The organism is Rhodococcus sp. PvP016, from assembly GCF_017832185.1.
Lineage (GTDB): Bacteria > Actinomycetota > Actinomycetes > Mycobacteriales > Mycobacteriaceae > Rhodococcoides.
In genome coordinates this window covers 2,417,692-2,439,338 of sequence record NZ_JAFIBH010000001.1, presented here as the reverse complement: position 1 = coordinate 2,439,338, position 21,647 = coordinate 2,417,692, and the positions used below count along the sequence as shown (strand labels likewise).

Below are 21,647 nucleotides of genomic sequence, written 5' to 3'. Positions count from 1 at the left end.
TTGGCTCCGAGTACGGCTCGATGAGACAGTCGAGCGGTACGTGAGGAGTCGTGTGTGTCCACCGGAGTGCTCGATCGCGGAACGACGAGTGCGGTCGAGGCGTCCCCCGCGAGGGTGACCTCGTCGCTTCGCCGCTTCGCCCCGTTCCTGGCGCCGTATCGCTGGTACTTCGTCGGGTCCATCGTGGTCTCGCTGATCGCCACGCTCACCGGCCTGGTGATCCCGCTCGTCATCCAGAGCATCATCGACGGCCCGATCACCCGCGGCGACGTCGCCGGCGTGTGGTGGCCCGCGGCACTCGTGCTGCTGCTCGGAACGATCGACGCCGCCGGTATCTGGATCCGCCGGTACCTGGTGTCGGGGCCGTCGAGTCAGTTCGAGATCACGGCACGCGCGCACGTGTTCGCGAAGCTGCAGCACGTGTCGGTGGCCGCGCACGACAGCTGGGAATCGGGCCAGCTGCTCTCCCGCGCCATCTCCGACCTGTCCGCGCTGCGCCGCTTCGTCGCCTTCATCGGACCGTTCATCATCATCAACGCGGTGACCCTCGTCGTGGGACTCGGTGTCCTGCTCTCCCGCGCATGGCAGTTCGGCGTCATCATGCTCGTCGTGGCGATCCCGCTGGTGTGGGCGTGCGTCCGGTTCGAGGAGCTCTATCGCGTCGTCGCACGCGACGCCCAGGACCAGGCCGGCGACGTCACCACCACCGTCGAGGAGTCCATCCACGGCATCCGGGTGCTCAAGGCGTTCGGCCGCAGCGCCCACCTGGGCCGCCGCTTCCTCGCGCAGGCCGCGACGCTCCGCACGACCGAGCTGACCAAGGTGCGGTACCTCGCGATCCTGTGGACCGTCATCGTCGGACTGCCACCGGTGGCCGTCGGCGGCATGCTCGCCTACGGGACGTACGCCATCGTGACGGGGACCCTGACGGCCGGAACCCTGGTGGCGACCATGGCCATCGTCGCATTCCTGCTGTGGCCCATCGAGTCCTTCGGTTTTCTGCTCGCCGAGCTGAACAACGCACGGACGGCGGCGGATCGGTACTGGGAGATCATGGACACCCCGGACACCATCGTGGATCCGGTCTCCCCCGTTCCCCTGCCCGACCCGGTGCGGGGGCACATCCGCGTCGACCACGTCTCCTTCGCATTCCCGGACGCGTCCGACCACCTCCTGCGCGACGTCACGTTCGAGGTGCGTCCGGGTGAGACGGTGGCACTCGTCGGCAACACCGGAACGGGGAAGTCCGTCCTGACGACGCTGATTCCTCGGCTGTTCGACGTCGACGGTGGCGCCATCACTCTCGACAGTGTCGATGTCCGATCGATGCGGCTGGCGGATCTGCGCTCGGTGGTCTCGGTCGCCTTCGAGGAGCCGGTGCTGTTCTCGGCCAGTGTGCGCGAGAACGTCGCGCTGGGCCGTCCCGACGCGACCGACGAGGACGTCGCGGAGGCCCTCGAGATCGCGCACGCGACGGACTTCGTCGAGAAGCTCCCGTGGGGCCTCGACACCCGGATCGGCGAGCAGGGACTGAGCCTGTCCGGCGGTCAGCGCCAGCGTCTGGCGCTGGCGCGGGCAGTGCTCGGCCGGCCCCGCGTGCTGGTGCTGGACGATCCGCTCTCCGCGCTCGACGTGGACACCGAGGCGAAGGTCCAGCGCCGGCTGCGCACCGTGCTCGCGCACTCCACGACCGTGCTGGTGGCGCACCGCCCCTCGACCGCCGCGCTCGCGGATCGCGTCGTGCACCTCGGCCACGGCACGGTGATGGAGACCGGGACGCACGAGCACCTGCTCGCCACCTCGGCGGCGTACCGCGACGTGATGGGCTCGATGTCCGGACCGGAGCGAGACCATGGCTGACACCGACTGGCGAGGCGTCGGCGGTGAGGACACCGACGTGGACCGGGCCGGCAATCTCGTCCTGGCCGGGCGCTCACGTCGACTGCTCTTCTCGCTGCTGCGCCCGCACCGCCGCCGCACGGTCCTCGCGATGGCGATCATCTTCCTGGACAACCTGGCGTTCGTCGCCGGACCGCTGTTCATCGCCCACGCCCTCGACACCGGCGTCGCCGCTGCCGTCGACGGACGATGGGCGCCGCTGGTGTGGACCGTGGCGGGATACGTCGTGGTCGGGTTCCTCGGCGCCGCCACGACGTACGCGTTCCTCATGGTCTCGGGGCGCCTGAGCCAGGACATCCTGTTCGATCTGCGCGAGCGGGTGTTCCGCCACACGCAGGCACTGTCGCTGTCCTTCCACGAGAAGTACACGTCCGGCAAGGTCATCTCGCGACTGACGAGCGACGTCGAATCGCTGCAGACGCTCCTCGAGAGCGCGCTCAACGATGCGTTGACCGCGATCCTGTCGATGGTCTCGATCGCCGTCATCCTGTTCTGGCTCGACGTGCCGCTGGCCCTCGTCGTGCTCGCGGGTTTCGTTCCGCTGCTACTGATCACACGCTGGTCGCAGCGCCGCCAGCGCCGCGCCTACCGACGCACCCGGGTGTCGATCGCGCGCGTCGTGGTGCACTTCGTCGAGTCGATGGTCGGCATCCGCGCCGTCCAGGTGTTCCGCCGCGAGCGCCGCAACAACGCGATCCTGCTCGCGGAGGACACCGAGTACCGGGACGCCACCACCACCGCGCTGCGCGGAATGGCGAGCTACACCGGCATCGTGCGCTGGATCGGCAACGCCACCCTCGCCGTCATCGTGGTCGTGGGCAGCATGCGGGTCATCGGCGGTGCCCTCGACATCGGCGTGCTCGCCGCCTACGTGCTGTACCTTCGCCGGTTCTACGGGCCGCTCGACGAACTCGCGCAGGTGTTCAACGCGTACCAGTCGGCCGCGGCGGCGCTCGAGAAGATCTCGGGCGTGCTGGAGGAGGAACCGACCGTGGCGCCGCCCGCCTCCCCGGTACCGATCGGAGTCGTGGCCGGCGACGTGGAGTTCGATCGGGTCTCGTTCGGCTACGCCGCGGACGCGCTGGTGCTGCAGCCCTTCTCGCTGCACGTGCCGGCCGGACAGGTGGTCGCCATGGTCGGCGCCACCGGTGCCGGCAAGTCCACGGTGGCCAAGCTCCTCGCGCGGTTCTACGACCCCACTGACGGCCGGATCCGTCTCGACGGCATCGATCTCCGCGACCTGGCCGACGACGACCTGCGTCGCAACGTCGTCATGGTGACGCAGGAATCGTTCCTGTTCTCCGGATCGATCGCGGACAACATCCGCCTCGGCCGACCGTCCGCGACCGACGACGAGGTGCGGGCGGCCGCCGACGCCGTGGGCCTCACCCCGTTCCTGGCCGCACTGCCGCGGGGCATCGACACCGACGTGCGCAAGCGCGGTGGACGTCTGTCCTCCGGACAGCGACAGCTGGTGGCTTTCGCGCGGGTATTCCTCGCCGCACCGTCGGTGATCGTGCTCGACGAGGCCACGTCCAGCCTCGACATCCCCGGCGAGCGCCTGGTCCAGCGCGCCCTCGAGACGATCCTGCACGGCCGGACCGCACTGATCATCGCGCACCGCCTGTCGACGGTCGCGATCGCGGACCGCGTTCTCGTCATGGCCGACGGACGGATCGTCGAGGACGGCACCCCGAAGGCACTCGTCGCCGGCGACGGCAGGTTCGCGCACCTGAACACGGCGTGGCAGGAGAGCCTGGTCTGACGCGGCCGATTCCGGAGCGTGCCCCCTGATGGTGGATACTTCTCGACGCCGCACCAGGAAGGGCGCCATGACCGAGACGACCGCCAGCCCCTCACTACGCCAACGTATGGGCTACGTCACAGGACGAACTCTGCCCGCACACCTGCACGCGTGGGTCGTGCAGGACGTGACGGGTCCGGGCGCGACCCGGCGCTACGCCACGCGGTGCCTCGCACCGCTCGTCCCCGTACTCGTCGCGCTGCTGTTCCTTCCGGCGCCCTGGCTGATCCGCACCGGCGTGGTTCTGTTGCTGTTCCTGCCGTTCGTCTACTTCCTGCTGGCGCTGAAGACGGTGTACCTCCGTCACCGACTGGTCAGCCACGGACTCGATCCGCACCTTCTCGATGCTCGACGATCCGTGAGAACCGACTCCGACCGGAGCCGGTACGAGTCGCGGTACCGTCCCGCGCCCTGAGGGCTCGTCAGACCGCCGGCTCGGTGGCGTCGTCCACCTCGGCCGGTGTGGCGTCCGACATCAGCTCGGTCAGCACGTCGAGTACCCGCGGATCGGACAGCAGCGCGAGGTGCCCGGTCCCGACGAGGGTGTGCAACTCCGTCATCGGCCCCCGTGCGCTGCGCAGCGTCACCAGTCCGTCTCCCACGGCGTCGGCCCACCAGGCCGTGTCGTCGGCGGCCAGGGTGGCGGCGACCGCGACGTGTCGGATCCCGGGGGCGAGCGCCACGTCCGTGGCCAGTCTCAGGTCGTCCACGCCGCGGCTGCGGACGTCGAGCAGGTCCGCCCACACCACTGTCTGCCGCACCTTCCGCAAGGCACGGGAGAGGTGGTACACGCCCGTCGCGAGCGGTGCGCCCTCGTGCGGTGTGCCCAGGTAGCAGGCCGTGCGCACCAGCGGCAGCCAGGTCGCCCTGCTCGCCTCGACCGCACAGGCGCGCCGCACCACGAGACCGCCCATCGAGTGACCGACGAGATCGATCCGCTCGACGGGGACGGGCCAGACCGCGATCAGCTCGTCGAGGAGGCCGGCCAGTGCCGCCCCGTTGTCCTCGATCCCGGCGCCCGTGTTGTACCGCAGACTGACCGCGCTGATGCCGTGCGCGGCCAGTGCCTCGCCGTAACTGCCCCGCCCGTCGTGGCGGTAGTACCAGGCCTGCTCGGTCTCCCCCAGCCCGTGCACGAGCACGGCGACGTGACCCGTGGCCTTCGGATACGCGGTGGTCAGCATCGCGGTGTCGTTCCCGACGATGCGGCGCTCGTGATGCGGCCCGAGTTCCACCGTCAGGTCGTTGCCCTCGGCGGCGAGCCGGTCGCCCAGCAGCCCGTTGACGGCGCCGACCACGACCGATCCGGCCGCGGTGGACGTGACCGCGTGGGACACGCGGTCCTCGGGCAACAGCCGGGACACCGCGGTGACAGCCTCGGCGGCTGCCACACCGCCCCCGCGCACAGCCTCGTAGACCAGGTCGGCGATGCCCTCGTTCAGGATGCGCACGGGTGCCGCGGAACGGCCCAGCACCCCGAACACCAGGTCGTTGATCGCGCGGTGGGTCCCCTGGACGGGGCGGCTGAGGATGTCGATGGCCGTGGCCACGACGTCGGCAGCGCCCGCTACTTCGTTCCGATCGCGATTCGAGTGCACACGTGTACTCTAACCGTCACGCCACCTTGACGACGAGCTTGCCGAAGTTCTTGCCCTCGAGCAGCCCGAAGAACGCCTCGGGAGCGTGTTCGAGACCCTCGACCACGTCCTCGCGGTAGCGGAACGATCCGTCCTCGATCCACTCGGCGACATCGCGCAGGAAGTCCTTGTAGAGCTCCGGAACGAACTCGCTCTGGATGAAGCCGCGGATGGTCAGGCTCTTCGTCAGCACGCGCGTGAAGAAGCCGGGCAGCCGATCCGGGCCCTCCGGCGCCTGCGTGTCGTTGTACTGCGCGATCAGACCGCACACCGGCACGCGTGCGTAGAGGTTGAGCCGCGGGAGCACGGCCTTCGCGACGGCGCCGCCCACGTTCTCGAAGTAGACGTCGATGCCGTCCGGCGTCGCGGCCTTCAGCTGATCCTTGAAGTCCGGCGCCCGGTGATCGACGGCGGCGTCGAAGCCGAGCTCGTCGATCAGGTAGGCGCACTTCTCCGGGCCGCCGGCGATACCGACGGCGCGCGCACCCTTGATCTTGGCGAACTGACCGACGGCCGAGCCGACGGGCCCACTGGCCGCGGCGACCACGACGGTCTCCCCCGCCTTCGGCTGCCCGATCTTCGTCATGCCGGAGTACGCGGTGAAGCCGGGCATACCCAGGACGCCCAGCGCGGTGGACACGGGCGCCTTCTCCGGATCCAGCACTCGCACGGACGACGCGTCGACGACGGCGTGCGACTGCCACCCCGTGTAGCCGAGCACCACGGCGCCGACCGACACGGCGTCGCTTCGGGACTCGATCACCTCGGAGACCGTGGCGCCCACCATCGTCTCGCCCACCTCGACGGGCTCCGCGTACGACTCGGCGTCGCTCATACGGCCGCGCATGTAGGGGTCCAGCGACAGGTACAGGGTCTTCAGCGAGACCTGCCCGTCACCGACCTCGGGAAGATCGACCGTCTCGGTCCGGAAGTTCTCGGCAGTGGGTGCGCCGGTGGGACGCGAGGCCAGGACGATGCGAGTGGAGGAGGTCATGTCTCCCGACGCTACTCCAACAGGTTCTTGCGGACCTTGCCCATCCCGTTCCGCGGCAACGCGTCCACCACGCGCACCTCACGCGGCCGTTTGTGCACCGAGAGCTGTTGTGCCACAGAGTCGATGACGGATCGCGGCTCCACCTCGTCACCCACGACGAACGCCACGATGCGCTGGCCGAGGTCGTCGTCGGGCAGTCCCACGACCGCCACCTCACGCACTCCGGGAACGCCGAGGATCGCCGTCTCCACCTCGCCCGCGCCCACGCGGTACCCACCGGTCTTGATCAGGTCCGTCGACTCCCGGCCGACGATCCGATGGAAGCCCGCCGGATCGATCGCCGCGACGTCTCCCGTCCGGAACCACCCGTCCTCCGTCCAGCAGGCCGCGGTGGCCTCCGGCTTGTTCAGGTAGCCGTCGAAGAACCGGCCGCGCACCTCCAGCGAGCCGATGGACTCCCCGTCTCGTGGGACCTCCGACCCGTCCTCACCGCGCAGCCGAGTCTCGATGCCGCGCAGCGGAACTCCGACCCAACCGGGTCGTCGCTCACCGTCGGCGCGCGTACTCAGCGTGATGAGGGTCTCGCTCATGCCGTAGCGCTCGATCGGCTCGAGACCCGTGAGAGCGGCGATCTTCTCGAACACCGGCACCGGCAGCGGGGCACTGCCCGAGATCAACAACCGAGCGTGGGACAGCGCCGCGGCGGACTCCGGGTCGGCCGCCACCCGCGACCACACGGTGGGCACCCCGAAGTACATCGTTCCCCGCGCCGCGGCGTACCGCTCCGCGGAGGGCTTGACGGTGTGGATCACCCGACTGCCGAGTCGGAGCGGACCCAGGACACCCAGCACGAGCCCGTGCACGTGATAGAGCGGGAGTCCGTGCACCAGAGTGTCGTTCACTGTCCACCCCCACGCCTCGGCGAGCGCGTCGATGCCGGCGGCGAGTGCACCGCGGCTGAGGATCACGCCCTTCGGAGGGCCCGTGGTTCCCGAGGTGTAGAGCACGAGTCCGGTCGCGTCGTCGGACGGCTCCGCGTAGCTGTGCCAGGACCGTGCGTGCATGCGGACCGGGACGGCGGGCAGACCGCCGTCGTGCTCGGGGGCGACACCCAGCCACCCGCGGGCACCGGAATCCGCGAGGATGTGCTCGATCTCGGTGGGCCCCGAGTCCGGGGGCACCGGCACCACGGCCACTCCGGCGATGAGCGCACCGACCACGGCGACGACGGTGCGGGCGGTCGGCTCCGCGAGGACGGCCACCCGGTCGACGCCCATGATGCGCTCGGCCACCGACGTGGCGGCCCCGAGCAGATCGCTTCGAGAGAGGACGACGTCACCGACGGTGACCGCGTCGTCGACGTCGCCGCCGTGGGTGATCGCGTACGAGTTCAGTGACCGGAGCAGCACACCGAGCAGTCTCTCACGACGCCCGCAGCTGCTCCGTGACCTCGACGCACATGCAGCCCCCGGCGACCGCGGAACAGTCGACGACGAGGGTGTGCCGGACGGCGTGCAGCAGAACACAGGCGTCGTCGGTGCACTCGACCGCACCGTGCGAGTGGACGACGAGCGTGCCGTGACAGTGGTCGAGAGCGCCGAGACACTCGACGCATCCCGTCAGCGAATCCTTCATGACTCCATCTGTACCACCGGCCCCCGACACGTCCTCGACCTCGCGGCGGCGCGTCGTCAGAAGAAGACGGTGAGAACGGTCGCGATGGACGCGGTGCCGATCATGGCGATCACCAGGACGGCCGCGACCATCTTCACACCGGACCGGGACGAGACAGGAGCGTCCGACCACTCGTCGAACGCCTCGACGTCGACGCCCTCCTGCGCGAAGTAGTGCACCTCGCCGGGCGGCTCCCACTCCTCGCCGCTGGCACGCACCCGGGACTCGAGCACCGCGAGCCGCTCGCGCACGCGAGGCGGATAGGCCCGCGACGGCGCGTTGATGGGCAGCCGACGCGCGAGCACCAACGGCGTCGGACACGCGGCGACGAACGAGTCGAGCGCGTGCCGCACCAGCGGGTCGGCGTCGTCTCGATCGGTGAGGAACCAGGCCGCACCGGCACCGGCCGGGTCGTCCATCGCCAGGCACGCGTAGCCGAGGAGGTCGAGCGCGGGTTGCGAGGCGGCGTCCTGATCCAGGAGCGCGGTCAGGCGCTTGCGCGCACTCCACGGTTCCCCGCGGGCCAGATCCTCCTGCGCGCGGTCGAGCGCTCCCACGGCGGGGCCTCAGACCGTGAGACGGGCGACGGCGGCGGCGATGCGCTCGTCGGTCGCCGTCAGCGCGATGCGGACGTGGGTGCCGCCGTCGGGACCGTAGAACTCCCCTGGAGCGACGAGGATGCCGCGTTCGGCGAACCAGCGCACGGTGTCTCGACACGGTTCACCGCGCGTGGCCCACAGGTACAGGCCGGCCTCGGAGTGATCGATGGTGAATCCGGCCGCCACCACGGCGGCGGCGAGCGCGGTCCGACGATCGCGGTAGCGCTCGCGCTGCACGTTCTCGTGGTCGTCGTCGCTCAGCGCCGCGGTCATGGCCGCCTGCACCGGAAGAGGGACCATCATGCCCGCGTGCTTGCGGACCGCCAGCAGTTCCGCGACCAGGGCGGGATCGCCGGCCACGAAGCCTGCGCGGTAGCTCGCGAGGTTCGACGTCTTGGACAGCGAGTGCACGGCCAGCAGGCCGGTGGTGTCCCCGCCGCACACCTCGTCGTCGAGGATCGAGACGGCGCGTCCCTCCCAGGTGAGTCCGAGGTAGCACTCGTCCGACACGACGATCGTGCCGCGCTCGCGGGCCCACTCGACCACCTTGCGCAGATGAGCGACACCGAGCACCCGGCCGCTGGGATTGGACGGCGAGTTCACGAACATCAGGGACGCACGTTCGGGACCGACGCGCGACACCCCGTCCGCGCGTAGGGTGCGACATCCCGCGAGCAGGGCCCCGACCTCGTAGGTGGGGTACGCCAGCTCCGGGATGACGACGAGATCGTCCGGGCCGAGCGCGAGCAGGGTCGGCAACCAGGCGATGACTTCCTTGGTGCCGATCACCGGCAGGATCGAACGATCGTCAAGCCCGCCGATGCCGTAGCGGCGTGCGAGCGCGCCGACGGCCGCCGCCCGCAGTTCGGGTGTGCCCACGGTCGTGGGGTACCCCGGCTGCGCGGAGGCCGCCGCGAGGGCGTCACGGATGACGTCGGCGACCGGGTCCACGGGCGTACCCACGGACAGGTTCACGATGCCGTGCGGATGCGACCGCGCCAGGGCGGTGACGTCGGCCAGCGTGTCCCACGGAAACTCGGGCAACAGGCTCGCCAGGGATCGACGAACAGCGGGCGACCGACGCGAGACGACGGGTGCGTCCGTCACGCTCAGTTCTCACCCATGGGGGGCAGAGCCTTGATGAACGGCGGGTCGAAGTCGGTCTTGCCGACCTTGGCCGCGCCACCGGGCGAGCCCAGTTCGTCGAAGAAGTCGACGTTGGCGCTGACGTAGGCGGACCACTGCTCGGGAACGTCGTCCTCGTAGAAGATCGCTTCGACGGGGCACACCGGCTCGCAGGCACCGCAGTCCACGCACTCGTCGGGCTGGATGTAGAGCATGCGTCCACCCTCGTAGATGCAGTCGACAGGGCATTCCTCGATGCATGCCTTGTCGAGGACATCGACGCACGGTTCAGCAATGGTGTACGGCACTGAGGTTCTCCTTAGCCTTTCCGAACTCTGAGCGTGTCACGGCCCCGCGGGGACGCGTTCGACGCGGACGTGCTGTTCTGCTCGACCCACCGGCGCCCCAGCTTCGCAGCTCGGGACAGTGCGCCGCGCTCGCCGAAGTACCCGGCGACCGCACCGACCACGGGCAGGTTACCGAGCCACCGGTAAACGGTACGGCTGCGGGGCCGCTTGTCCAATTCGTCGGTGACGGCCTTGAGGATCTTGGTGACCGACCACAAGGTCGACAGCAGCGCGAACGGGGACCGGGACAAGCGCCCGGACGGCTCGGTCACCCGGCTGTCGTCCGTGACGCCGTCGACGTCGGGTTCGGGCGCATGGACGCTGGCACCCTTCGGCAGCTCGCGGTTGCACAGCACCGATGCCAGCAGGCGGACCTGCTCGTCCTGCTCGGTGATGCCGTACTCGCGGGCGACGGCCACCAGGACGATGGCCTGGTTCGCGAACCCGAGGACGTCGCCGAGCGGAAGTCGGCGAGCGAGCACACCGAAGATGCCGGGGAACGCCACCGCCACGGTGCCGATCCCGCCGACGCGGCCGACCCACCACGAGACGCGCTGGTCGACGGTCATCGACTCCCACGCCTTGGTTCCCGGTGTGTCGGCGGCGTCGAACACCGACGCGACGGCGTTCAGCGCCGTGTCGACCTTCGTGCCGCTCGCGTCCGCCTGCTCGCGGAACGTGCGCTTCTTGAGGCCGAGCGGGTCGCGGTCCGCGAGCAGTTCGAGTACCGGCACGATCACGCGCACGGCGGCCTTGAGAACTCCGGCGACGCGCTCGTCGCCCAATCGATCAGCGCTCATGCTGCTTCCGTCCGATCTGCGTAGGCGGTGGTGCGCTCGACTGCGCGTCGTCCGATTCCCTCGGCGATCGCGTGTAGTTCCTCGACGGTCTTCTCCGATCCGTGCTGCGATCCCGCCATCCGCGAGATCGTCTCCTCCATAAGCGTGCCACCCAGGTCGTTGGCGCCGCCGTTCAGCATCACCCGAGTTCCCGTCACGCCGAGTTTCACCCAGCTCGTCTGGATGTTGTCGATGCGGCCGTGCAGCATGATCCGCGCCAGTGCGTGGACGGCGCGGTTGTCGCGCTGCGTCGGTCCGGGCCGCGACGCCCCCGCCAGGTACAGCGGCGAGCTCTGGTGCACGAACGGCAGCGGCACGAACTCGGTGAATCCGCCGGTGCGGTCCTGGATGCGCTTGAGCACGTTCAGGTGTCCCACCCAGTGCGACGGGTTGTCGACGTGGCCGTACATCATCGTCGAGCTCGACCGCAGTCCCACCTCGTGCGCCGTGGTGACGACGTCGATCCACGTCTGGGCGGGCAGCTTGCCCTTTGTCAGTACCCAGCGGACCTCGTCGTCGAGGATCTCCGCCGCCGTTCCCGGGATGGTGTCCAGTCCGGCCTCCCGCAGTTCGGTCAGCCAGTCGCGCACCGACTGACCACCGCGCGAGGCCCCGTTGACGATCTCCATGGGCGAGAAGGCGTGCACGTGCATCGACGGCACCCGCGCCTTGACCGCGCGCACCAGGTCGGCGTATCCGGTCACAGGAAGCTCCGGATCGATGCCGCCCTGCATGCAGACCTCGGTGGCGCCGAGGACGTGCGCCTCCCAGGCCCGGTCGGCGACCTCGCTGGTGGACAGCGAGAACGCGTCGGCGTCGCCCTTGCGCTGGGCGAAGGCGCAGAAGCGGCACCCGGTGTAGCAGATGTTGGTGAAGTTGATGTTCCGGTTCACGACGTACGTGACGTCGTCGCCGACGACGTCGCGGCGCAGCTGGTCGGCGAACGCGGTCACCGCGTCGAGGGCCGCACCCTCGGCGGTGGCCAGCGCCAGGTACTCCTCGTCGGTGCAGTTGCCGGGATCCTTCTCCGCGGCACGCAGTGCGGCGACCACGTCGCGGTCGACGCTGTCCAGCGTCGCCAGGTGCGCCACCTGCTCCCGGATGGACTCCCAGTCACCGAACGCACTGCCCATGTCGCTGCGCGTCTCGGTGTTGCGGCCCTCGGTGTCGATGCCGGTGTTGAGGTCGACGCGGCCGGTGGACTCCCACACCTCGTCGGGTTCCTGCCACGGCAGACCGGACGGGATCGTCTCGGGCACCGCGAGCCCCGTGGCGTCGTCGGCGAGCGCACGCACGTGCGCCGAGATCCGCGGGTCGATCCACGGTGAGCCCGCCAGGACGTACCGCGGCTGCACCGCCGTGCGTTCGGTCAGCGTGAAGCCGGCGTCCGCGGACAGCTGTGCGAGGGTGTCGAGATTCGGCCACGGCCGCTCGGGATTGACGTGGTCGGGGGTGAGCGGCGAGACACCGCCCCAGTCGTCGACGCCCGCGGCGAGCAACGCCGCGCACTCCTGCGCGGACACCAGATTCGGCGGCGCCTGGATGCGCATGGCCGGGCCGAGAAGGATGCGGGACACTGCGATGGTGGCGAGGAACTCCTCCAGGCCGGCATCGGGTGCGGAGCGCATCGCGGTGTCGTCCTTGGCCAGGAAGTTCTGCACGATCACTTCCTGCACGTGACCGAAAGCCTTGTGCGACTTACGGATCGCCATGATCGACTCGGCACGGTCACGGATCGTCTCGCCGATGCCCACGAGGATGCCGGTGGTGAACGGAACGGTGAGGCGGCCGGCGTCGGTGAGCACGCGCAGACGCACCTCGGGGTCCTTGTCGGGGCTGCCGTAGTGGGCCTGCCCCTTCTCCTCGAAGAGTCGACGCGAGGTGGTCTCGAGCATCATGCCCATCGACGGCGCGACCGGCTTGAGGCGCGACATCTCCTCCCAGCTCATCACTCCGGGATTGAGATGCGGGAGCAGACCCGTCTCCTCGAGCACGCGGATCGACATCGCCCGCAGATAGTCCAGCGTGGAGTCGTAGCCGCGCGCGTCCAACCACTCCTGCGCCTCGGGCCAGCGAGCCTCGGGGCGGTCGCCGAGCGTGAACAACGCTTCCTTGCATCCCAGTTCGGCACCGCGCCGCGCGATGTCGAGCACCTCGTCGGCCTCGAGGAACATCCCGTGCCCCTCGGCGCGCAGCTTGCCGGGGACCGTCACGAACGTGCAGTAGTGGCACGTGTCGCGGCACAGCCGGGTGAGGGGAATGAACACCTTGCGCGAGTAGGTCACCGTGCCGGGACGGTTCTCGGCGAGCAGTCCCGCGTCCCGCACCCGCGCCGCGGACGCGCACAGATCGGTCAGGTCGTCGCCGCGGGCGTGCAGCAGTGTCGTCGCCTCGTCGACACTGATCACCACACCGTCGCGGGCACGGCGCAGCGCACGTCGCAGCGCCGATGCGGTCGGCGCCGGGCTGTCGGGAGGCGTCACTCGGGTGTCGGCGCGCGCGGAAGTACTCGGATCGGGCAACATCGTCACCGTTCGATCATGCGCCCTCCGGCCGGAGGCGTGCCACAGCAGGGGTGATGCGACGTGTCCGACAACAGTCCCGGTGTGGTCCTCACCGATCCCGCGCATCGCCCCGATCCGCGGGCGAAGATTCTGTGGGCCGTGGCCGCCGCCCTGCTGTGGCTCCCGGTGGCCGTCGCCGTGATCGTGTGGGCCGTGGTGCTCGCGGTGAACGTCGAGCGCCCGTCCTGGACGCCCGTGGTGGCCGCTGCCGTCGCCGTGGTGGTCCTCGCGGCAGCGCACGTGACCGTCGCGCCGCAGTGGCGCTACCGGGTGCACCGCTGGGAACTGAGCGACACCGCCGTCCACACGCGCACCGGCTGGGTGACTCAGGAACGGCGCATCGCTCCCCTGTCCCGCGTGCAGACCGTCGACACCGAGCGCGGACCGCTCGACCGGGCACTCGGACTGGCCACCGTCACGGTGACGACCGCGTCCTCCGCGGGGGCTCTGGAGATCGCGGGGCTCGACCTCGCGACCGCCGATCGCACCGTCGCCGCCATCACCGCGGCCGCGGCACGCTCGCGAGGCGACGCCACGTGACGCAGGACGCCGGCGTGCGCGTCGACGAGTTGCCGTGGCTGCGACTCGACAAGCGCATGCTCCTGATCCACCCGGTCACCGAGCTGGTCCGCCTGCTGCCGGTGCTCCTGCTGTCCCTCGTCCTCGGATCGCAGAGCGGCACGCACGTCTGGGGCCTGATCGTCGTGGTCCTCCTCGTGGGCGCGGCGATCCTGCGCTGGTTCACCACCGGGTACCGCATCGGCTCGGACGACGTCCAGCTGCGCCGCGGGCTCTTCCAGAAGAAGGTGCTGTCCATTCCGCGTGGCCGCATCCGCAGTGTGGACGTGCGAGCCGGGCCGCTGCACCGACTGCTGGGACTGTCGATCCTCACCGTGGGCACCGGTCAGCAGAAGTCGGACAAGGCCGACTCGTTCGAGCTGAACGCCCTCGCCTCCGACCTGGTCCCCGCCCTGCGTGAGGAGTTGCTGGCGGGCACAGGCCGGACGGTGGGAGTGGATCCGGTCGCAGTGACCGAACCCGCCGTGACGCCCGAACGTGAGATCGCCCACTTCCGCACCGGGTGGGTTCGATTCGCCCCCTTCACGGCCACGGGCATCGTCGTCGTCGGTGCCGGATTCGGGCTCGTGTTCCAGTCCGGGTTCGCCGGTGACATTGCCTCCTCGCCGGCCCTCGACGACACCTGTCAGGCCATTCTGCGCCTCGGCATCGTGGTCGCGGTGGTCGTCGCCGCGGCCCTGCTGCTCGTCGTGTCGAGCATCGTCTCCGTGGTGCGCTACCTGGTCGTCTACGGCAATCTCTCCGTGACCGACGACGGCACCAGGCTCCGCGTCGGCCACGGACTGCTGTCGACGCGGCACACGACGCTGGACCGCGACCGCCTCCGCGGCGCGACGCTGCGTCGACCGCTGGTCCTGCGGTGGGCGCGCGGAGCACGCCTGGATGCCGTCATGACCGGGGTGTCCGCCTCGGAGAAGGAGTCGTCGCTGCTCCTGCCGCCCGCTCCCCTGCCGGCCGCCCGCCACACGATGGACGACGTGCTGGCGGGTCTGCCGGAGAGCGCGCCGGCCACGGTGACACTGCAGAAGCACGGACCGGCGGCCCTGCGGCGCAGGCTCACCCGCGCCGTCGGGCCGGTCCTGCTGGTCGCTGTCGCACTCCTCGTGGTCCGGTCGACCGGCCGGGACGTCCCGATCGCCGCGTGGATCGGCGTCGCGCTCCTCGTAGTGGCCGCCGCCGCCCTGGCGTTCGACCGGTACGCCGCCCTCGGCCACCGTGCCCACCCGGGAGTTCTGATCACCGAGCACGGCAGCCTCGACCGGCGACGCGTCGTCCTCGACACCGACGGCGTGGTCGCCTGGGGTGTCCGGCAGACCTACTTCCAGCGACGCGCCGGTGTCGCGACCATCGTCGCCGCCACCGCGGCCGGCACGGGCCGCTACACGGTCCTCGACGTACCCGCCGACCACGCGTGGTCGATCATCGAGAGTGCGCAGCCCGGCGCCGGCGACGCCTGGGTGGAGCGCCCGTGACACCCGCCTCCGGACCACCGAGGACCATCCCCGAGCTCGATGTGGCGGTGTCGGAGTGCCGTGCGTGTCCGCGCCTCGTGGAGTGGCGTGAGCTGGTGGCGCGCGAGAAGCGTGCCGCGTTCCGTGACGAGACCTACTGGGGCCGACCGGTTCCGGGTTTCGGCCCCGTGGACGCTCGACTGTTGATCGTCGGTCTGGCGCCGGCGGCTCACGGCGCGAATCGCACCGGGCGGATGTTCACGGGCGACCGCAGCGGCGACGTTCTCTACGCAGCCATGCACGCCGTCGGCCTCGCGTCGCAGCCCACCGCGACCCACATCGCCGACGGCCTCGAGCTGATCGGCACCCGCATCACGTCACCGGTGCACTGCGCTCCCCCGGCCAACAAGCCGACACCGCAGGAGCGCGACCGATGCCGTCACTGGTTGGAGACGGAACTGCACATCCTGGCGCCGACCGTTCGGGCAGTGATGGTCCTGGGCGGATTCGGCTGGCAGGCATTGCTTCCCGTCCTCGAGGGCGCGGGGTGGACGATCCCCCGACCGCGCCCGAAGTTCGGCCACGGTGCGCACGTCGTGCTGACGTCACCCGAGGAGGAATTGCCGGACCTGCATCTGTTCGGGTGCTTCCACGTCAGCCAGCAGAACACCTTCACCGGACGGCTCACGCCGGCCATGGTGGAGCAGGTGCTCGCCGCGGCGGCCGACGCCGCCGGTATCGATCGGAGTCAGCCGCGTCCGAGCTCGGCGAACTGACCCATGCGCAACGCGAACAGTTGAACCACAGCGGGAAGCAACCCGCCTGCCACGAGGACCAGGGTGCGCCAGTCGGCCACGACGAGCACGTCTCCACCCGGTCCCCCCAGCATGGCCAGCACGAGACCCACGAAGAATCCCGCGACCGGGAGAGCGGCGCGGGAGACGTTGTGCGTCACCGAGAACGCGACCCGCACGAGGATCACGTTGACGATGCCGGCGAGGACACCACTGATGGGGAACGGAGTGCTTCCGAGATACAGCGGGAGGAACAGCACCGCGGTCACGGCGCACAGGAACCCGTCGAGCACCAGTGCGCCGACGATCGACGCCTTGATGCCGGACACCACGCCCTCCCCGGCGTGGCCCGTCATCGCGCCGATCCTGTAAGCGCCGTGAACGTCAGCGAGGAGGGAACCCGATCGACGTGAGGTAGTTGCTCACGAACGTCGCGAAACCGCCCACGGAGTTCAGGTAGATCTCGCGCTGCAGATCGGCTGTGGGTCGCAGGGAATCCACGAACGCCACGATGGCGTACTGAAGATCGAAATTCATGGGAGGAGCTCCTTCGAGTCGAACTCACCGGGTACGTCCGACCCCGTCCGGTGATGCCGCTCACAGCATAACCCGGCACCGTGCCCGCTTCGGACCCGCACACCGTCCGTGCGCAGACACTGGGGGCCGTCACACGATTCCCGCGAACAGGTCGGTCTCGCGCCCCGACGAGTCGACGGGTCCGAGTTCGCCACGGACGAGGATGTACTGCTCGTCCTCGAGGACCGGCTGCGCGATGTCGTTCGACAGGGCGTAGACCCGACCGGACTCCGCGACGGTGACCTGAGTTCGGTGCGCGCGCAACGCGAGTCGCTTGAGATCGAGCACCGGGCGGACGTCGACGGACGTGGTGATCGTGTCGTCGGGCACGCTCGGCAGCTCGCCCTCGACAGGCATGCGCCACTGCTGGGGGACGTCGCCGAGGTCGCTCAGGCCTGCGGTCAACTGATGCAGACCGGTGACCGTCCAGTACATCTTGTCCACCGACCAGGCCGGCCCCGTCTCGGCGAACCGGGCAGGGTCCTCCGCCGCCTCGACGGCCAGTCCAGCCAGCCGGTGCACCTGCATGTGGTCCGGGTGGCCGTAGCCGCCCTCGGGGTCGTAGGCCACGAGGACCTGCGGGCGCACGTCACGGATGACCTCGACCATCGCGCCGACGGCCTCGTCCGGGTCGGCGTTGACGAAGGCACGCGGGTGGCGTGCCGCGGGGGTTCCGGCCATGCCCGAGTCGCGCCAGTGCCCGGCACCGCCGAGAAACCGCGGCGGCCGGCATCCGAGCGCCTCGAGCGCCACGGTCAGCTCGTGGATGCGGTACCCGCCCAACTGATCCGCGCGATCCGCGACCAGTCCGGCCCACGTCTCCCCGATCACCTCACCCTCCTCGCCGAGCGAGCAGGTCAGGACCGTCACGTCCACGCCCGCCTGCACGGCGCGGGCGATGGTGCCGCCGGTGGTGATGGTCTCGTCGTCGGGGTGCGCATGGACGACCAGCATCCGGGGCCGCTCCGTCACGGCGTCACCCGCATCCAGTCGTCCGCGTCCCCGAAGACACCGAGTTCGACGGGCCCCGCGAGCGTCGCGCCGCTCACGCCGGGACCCACGGCGACGACGGAACTGTCCTGCGCGATGGGAAGCACGGTGTGCAGGTTCCACAGCTGCGGCTGCGCCGCGATGACGGCCTCGGTCGGGTTCACGTCGCCTCTCAGGCTCTGGTCCATCGCCGGCTCGAGCGACGGATCGCAGATTCCGGACAGGTTGCTCGCCGCCACCGGGTCGGCGTCGGAATCGGGTGCCGTCGTCGTCGACGTCGCGAGATCGGTTGCTGCACATCCGTAGCGCGACGACCAGGCGGTGGCCACATCGGTACCCACGTGGCTCCACCCGACGACGGCGTCGACGGTGCCCTCGAGCAGCGCGGTGCCGTACAGCTCCTCCGGATCGGTGGGAGCGACGCTCGCGTCGACACCCGCGTCGCGGAGTTGGTCGGCGGCCGTGTTGGCGACGGCGACCGCGACCGCGTCGTTCTCGGGAGCGCCGATCACGACGGTCAGCGCGCGAGTGGTACCCGGCACCGGCGTCGTCGTCGCGGTGGGTTGGCCCGAGGTGGGAGCCAGGGCCGGCGGCAAGGGCACCGGAACGAATCCCGCGTCGGCGAGCAGTTGCAGTGCCTGGTCCCGCGGGAGAGTCTGCGGAGCCGTGGGAACGTAGCCGGGCTGGGACGGCGAGAGGACCTGCGCGCGAACGGTGTTCGCAGCCGTGCCGGTGCCGGACGCGACGGTCGACAGCAGGTCCACGTCCAGGAGACCCATGACGCCGCGGCGCACGTCGGCGTCCGCGAGCTCGGGCACCCGGCCGTTCAACGTCAGTTCGAGGGTCCGCGAACGGAACCGGGTGTCCGTGCGGACATTGGGGATGGCGCCCAGTTGCGCCAGTGTCGCCGAACCCCCGCGCACCTCGGCGATCTGGGCGTCGCCGGAGCGCATCGAGTCGGCCAGCTGGGCGTCGCTGCCCCCTCGTCGGAGCAGGATCTGATCGGGCGTGGAGGGTGACCCCCAGTAGCGATCGTTGCGCTCGAGCAGGATCTCGTCGCGGCCACGATCGATCGACTCGATGCGGAAGTGTCCGCCGGAGACGGACACGTTGTCGCGCAGTCCGCGCTCGAAGCCACCGAGCGAGTCCTTGAGCAGATGGGAGGGCAGGAGATTCTGGAAGAGCTCGCGCCACGCGGGGTACGGGGTCGTCATCGTCACGGTGACGGTCTTGCCGCCGTCGGAGGACGCGATGTCGTCGATCGCCTCGTAGCCGGCGGGATCCACCACACCGGGCGCGTCGATCATCTGTTGCCAGAGGTAGCGGAAGTCCTCGGCCGCGATGGGGGCACCGTCCGACCACTGGGACTCGTTGCTCAGCCGGTAGGTGATGGTGAACGGGGCCTGCGACGTCACCTCGGCCGAGAGCACCAGCGACGCGTCGGGTAGCCACTCGACTCCCGTACCCACGGAGGCGGGGCGGAAGGGGCTGGGGAACACCAGCGTGGACACCGCGGTGTTCGCGGGCGACTGGTCGGCCAGCAGGTGCGGGTTGAATCCCGTACCGACATCGTCGATGGCGACGACGACCGGATTACCCGTGGCCGCCGGCGCTGCGGGCGGCGTCGTCGTGGCCGTCTCGGTGCTCTGGATCGGCGGCGGCGGGTCAGCCGTGCACGCGGACAGCGCGAGCAGGGCAGCGGCGACCGCCGCACCCACCCGCGCCACCGACATGATTACAGAGCAGCCTTGTCGCGAGACTTGCTGCGCGAACGCTCACGCGCACGCTCGTTCGAGTCGAGGTGCACCTTGCGCACGCGGACGACCTCGGGTGTGACCTCGACGCACTCGTCGCCGGCACAGAACTCCATGGCCATCTCGAGGTCGAGCTTCTTCGGCTTGGCCAGGGTCTCCATGACGTCGGCGGAGGACTGACGCATGTTGGTCAGCTTCTTCTCGCGGGTGACGTTGATGTCGAGGTCCTCCTGGCGCGGGTTGATGCCCACGACCATGCCCTCGTAGGTGTCGGCGCCGGGCTCGACGAAGAACGTTCCGCGATCGGCCAGCTGGATCATGGCGAACGGGGTGACGCTGCCCTGACGGTCCGAGACGAGCGAGCCGGTGTGGCGCGCACGGATCTCGCCGGCCCACGGTGCGTACCCGTGGAAGACGGCATTGGCGATGCCGGTGCCGCGCGTGTCGGTGAGGAAGTCCGTGCGGAAGCCGATGAGACCGCGCGAGGGGACGATGAACTCCATGCGAACCCAGCCTGCGCCGTGGTTCGTCATCTGGACCATCTTTCCCTTGCGGGCGGCGAGCAGCTGCGTGACGCCGCCGAGGTACTCCTCGGGAGTGTCGATGGTGAGCTCCTCGAAGGGCTCGTGCAGCTTGCCGTCGACCTGGCGGGTGACCACCTGCGGTTTGCCGACGGTGAGCTCGAAGCCTTCGCGGCGCATCTGCTCGACCAGGATGGCGAGCGCGAGCTCGCCACGACCCTGGACCTCCCACGCATCGGGGCGACCGATGTCGAGGACCTTGAGAGAGACGTTGCCGATGAGCTCCTGGTCCAGACGCGACTTCACCATGCGGGCGGTCAGCTTGTGGCCGCTGACGCGTCCGACGAGCGGGCTGGTGTTGGTGCCGATGGTGACCGAGATGGCCGGCTGATCGACGGTGATGCGCGGCAGGGCGACCGGGTTCTCGAGGTCGGCCAGCGTGTCACCGATCATGATGTCCGGGAAGCCTGCGACGGCGACGATGTCACCGGCGACACCCTTCTGACCGGGAACGCGCTCGACACCGATGGTGGTGAGCAGCTCGGTGATCTTGGCCTTCTGCACGACGGGCTCGCCGTCGACCTCGCGCATCCAGCTCACGGTCTGGCCCTTGTTGAGCTCACCGTTGTGGATGCGGACCAGGGCGAGACGGCCCAGGAAGGCGGAGGCGTCGAGGTTGGTGACGTGAGCCTGCAGCGGCGCCTCGACGTTGCCCTTCGGTGCCGGGATGTAGCTGAGCAGGATCTCGAACAGCTCGTCGAGGTTCTCCGCGTCGGGAGCGTGGCCGTTCTCCGGCTGCTTCGTCGACGCCTTGCCCTCACGGCCGGAGGCGTACAGGACGGGGAGGTCGAGGGCCAGCTCGGCGGCCTCGGAGGCCTCGTCGTCGAGGTCCGACGCCAGGTCGAGGAGCAGGTCGTGGCTCTCGGAGACGACCTCCTCGATACGCGCGTCGGGACGGTCGGTCTTGTTGACCACGAGAATGACGGGCAGCGACGCGGCGAGCGCCTTGCGGAGCACGAAGCGCGTCTGCGGCAGCGGGCCCTCGGAGGCGTCGACGAGCAGTACGACACCGTCGACCATGGACAGGCCGCGCTCGACCTCGCCACCGAAGTCGGCGTGGCCGGGGGTGTCGATCACGTTGATGACGGTGGTGCTGCCGTCGGCGTTGCGCTTGTGCACGGCCGTGTTCTTGGCCAGGATCGTGATGCCCTTCTCCTTCTCCAGGTCACCCGAGTCCATCACGCGGTCGATGGCCTCGGCGCGTTCCTCGAAGGCACCGGACTGGCGCAGCATCGCGTCGACGAGCGTGGTCTTGCCGTGGTCGACGTGCGCGACGATGGCGACGTTGCGGAAGGTGGTGGGTACGGTCTGACTGGCGGTGGGGCTGGTCACGCGTGAAATCTCCTGGGTCGAATGCGGGGTGAAGAGCGAGCGGCTTCCTCTCCCAGAGAGCGCGCTGCGTCGCCGACGAGAAGCGCGACCGGATCAGTTTACTCGGTC

20 protein-coding genes are annotated in these 21,647 nt (G+C 69.9%); 6 read left to right on the top strand and 14 right to left on the bottom strand.

The window, feature by feature from the left end:
* Positions 1-54 precede the first annotated feature (54 nt).
* From JOE30_RS11475 to JOE30_RS11465, 3 genes are all read left to right on the top strand, one after another.
* The gene (locus JOE30_RS11475; protein ID WP_204866787.1) at positions 55-1,860 is read left to right on the top strand and encodes an ABC transporter ATP-binding protein; all 1,806 of its coding nucleotides are present in this window, start codon (positions 55-57) and stop codon (positions 1,858-1,860) included.
* A complete protein-coding gene (locus tag JOE30_RS11470) occupies positions 1,853-3,664 on the top strand; it encodes an ABC transporter ATP-binding protein (RefSeq protein WP_204866785.1) in 1,812 nt (603 codons plus the stop codon). The genes JOE30_RS11475 and JOE30_RS11470 overlap by 8 nt, the downstream gene beginning before the upstream one ends.
* A 67-nt stretch (positions 3,665-3,731) precedes the next feature.
* Positions 3,732-4,118: a DUF5313 family protein gene (locus JOE30_RS11465; RefSeq protein WP_204866783.1), complete on the top strand. Its 387-nt coding sequence runs from the start codon at positions 3,732-3,734 to the stop codon at positions 4,116-4,118.
* Positions 4,119-4,125: 7 nt separating this feature from the next.
* Here the strand turns inward: JOE30_RS11465 and JOE30_RS21675 are convergent, their stop codons facing one another.
* The 9 genes from JOE30_RS21675 to JOE30_RS11420 are packed head-to-tail and all read right to left on the bottom strand — an operon-like array spanning position 4,126 to position 13,443.
* Positions 4,126-5,301: an alpha/beta fold hydrolase gene (locus JOE30_RS21675; protein WP_204866781.1), complete on the bottom strand. Its 1,176-nt coding sequence runs from the start codon at positions 5,299-5,301 to the stop codon at positions 4,126-4,128.
* Between the two features lie 16 nt (positions 5,302-5,317).
* Positions 5,318-6,334: an NADP-dependent oxidoreductase gene (locus tag JOE30_RS11455; RefSeq protein ID WP_204866779.1), complete on the bottom strand. Its 1,017-nt coding sequence runs from the start codon at positions 6,332-6,334 to the stop codon at positions 5,318-5,320.
* 11 nt (positions 6,335-6,345) lie between these two features.
* The gene (locus JOE30_RS11450) at positions 6,346-7,743 is read right to left on the bottom strand and encodes an acyl-CoA synthetase (protein ID WP_204866777.1); all 1,398 of its coding nucleotides are present in this window, start codon (positions 7,741-7,743) and stop codon (positions 6,346-6,348) included.
* A gap of 13 nt (positions 7,744-7,756) precedes the next feature.
* A complete protein-coding gene (locus tag JOE30_RS11445; RefSeq protein WP_204866775.1) occupies positions 7,757-7,969 on the bottom strand; it encodes a hypothetical protein in 213 nt (70 codons plus the stop codon).
* Between the two features lie 56 nt (positions 7,970-8,025).
* A complete protein-coding gene (locus JOE30_RS11440; protein WP_027503877.1) occupies positions 8,026-8,565 on the bottom strand; it encodes a DUF6584 family protein in 540 nt (179 codons plus the stop codon).
* A 9-nt stretch (positions 8,566-8,574) separates the two neighbouring features.
* Positions 8,575-9,663: a succinyldiaminopimelate transaminase gene (gene dapC, locus JOE30_RS11435; protein WP_204870295.1), complete on the bottom strand. Its 1,089-nt coding sequence runs from the start codon at positions 9,661-9,663 to the stop codon at positions 8,575-8,577.
* A gap of 53 nt (positions 9,664-9,716) precedes the next feature.
* A complete protein-coding gene (fdxA, locus tag JOE30_RS11430) occupies positions 9,717-10,040 on the bottom strand; it encodes a ferredoxin (RefSeq protein ID WP_204866773.1) in 324 nt (107 codons plus the stop codon).
* An 11-nt stretch (positions 10,041-10,051) separates the two neighbouring features.
* Positions 10,052-10,879, bottom strand: a complete 828-nt coding sequence (locus JOE30_RS11425) for a hypothetical protein (RefSeq protein ID WP_204866771.1) — start codon at positions 10,877-10,879, stop codon at positions 10,052-10,054.
* Positions 10,876-13,443 (bottom strand): bifunctional FO biosynthesis protein CofGH, encoded by a 2,568-nt coding sequence (locus JOE30_RS11420; protein WP_204870294.1) that lies wholly within the window; start codon positions 13,441-13,443, stop codon positions 10,876-10,878. The genes JOE30_RS11425 and JOE30_RS11420 overlap by 4 nt, the downstream gene beginning before the upstream one ends.
* Before the next feature lie 60 nt (positions 13,444-13,503).
* Here JOE30_RS11420 and JOE30_RS11415 point away from each other — a divergent pair, with 60 nt between their 5' ends.
* From JOE30_RS11415 to JOE30_RS11405, 3 genes are read left to right on the top strand one after another with little or no spacing between them, the layout of a single operon-like run.
* Positions 13,504-14,022, top strand: a complete 519-nt coding sequence (locus JOE30_RS11415; protein ID WP_307806149.1) for a PH domain-containing protein — start codon at positions 13,504-13,506, stop codon at positions 14,020-14,022.
* Positions 14,019-15,533 carry a PH domain-containing protein gene (locus tag JOE30_RS11410; protein ID WP_307806148.1) on the top strand — a complete coding sequence of 505 codons (1,515 nt, stop codon included), beginning with the start codon at positions 14,019-14,021 and terminating at the stop codon, positions 15,531-15,533. Before JOE30_RS11415 ends, JOE30_RS11410 begins: the two co-directional genes overlap by 4 nt.
* The gene (locus JOE30_RS11405; RefSeq protein WP_204866769.1) at positions 15,530-16,288 is read left to right on the top strand and encodes a uracil-DNA glycosylase; all 759 of its coding nucleotides are present in this window, start codon (positions 15,530-15,532) and stop codon (positions 16,286-16,288) included. The genes JOE30_RS11410 and JOE30_RS11405 overlap by 4 nt, the downstream gene beginning before the upstream one ends.
* Here JOE30_RS11405 and JOE30_RS11400 read toward each other — a convergent pair.
* The 5 genes from JOE30_RS11400 to typA form a co-directional block, all read right to left on the bottom strand.
* Positions 16,261-16,662 (bottom strand): hypothetical protein, encoded by a 402-nt coding sequence (locus JOE30_RS11400; RefSeq protein ID WP_204866767.1) that lies wholly within the window; start codon positions 16,660-16,662, stop codon positions 16,261-16,263. The genes JOE30_RS11405 and JOE30_RS11400 overlap by 28 nt on opposite strands.
* A gap of 28 nt (positions 16,663-16,690) precedes the next feature.
* Positions 16,691-16,843: a glycoside hydrolase family 6 protein gene (locus JOE30_RS11395; RefSeq protein ID WP_162246780.1), complete on the bottom strand. Its 153-nt coding sequence runs from the start codon at positions 16,841-16,843 to the stop codon at positions 16,691-16,693.
* Between the two features lie 129 nt (positions 16,844-16,972).
* A complete protein-coding gene (mshB, locus tag JOE30_RS11390) occupies positions 16,973-17,854 on the bottom strand; it encodes an N-acetyl-1-D-myo-inositol-2-amino-2-deoxy-alpha-D-glucopyranoside deacetylase (RefSeq protein ID WP_307806147.1) in 882 nt (293 codons plus the stop codon).
* Positions 17,851-19,605, bottom strand: coding sequence for an ABC transporter family substrate-binding protein (locus JOE30_RS11385; protein ID WP_204866764.1), 1,755 nt, complete (start codon positions 19,603-19,605; stop codon positions 17,851-17,853). The genes mshB and JOE30_RS11385 overlap by 4 nt, the downstream gene beginning before the upstream one ends.
* Positions 19,606-19,607: 2 nt before the next feature.
* The gene (gene typA, locus JOE30_RS11380; protein ID WP_037183854.1) at positions 19,608-21,539 is read right to left on the bottom strand and encodes a translational GTPase TypA; all 1,932 of its coding nucleotides are present in this window, start codon (positions 21,537-21,539) and stop codon (positions 19,608-19,610) included.
* Positions 21,540-21,647: the final 108 nt, after the last annotated feature.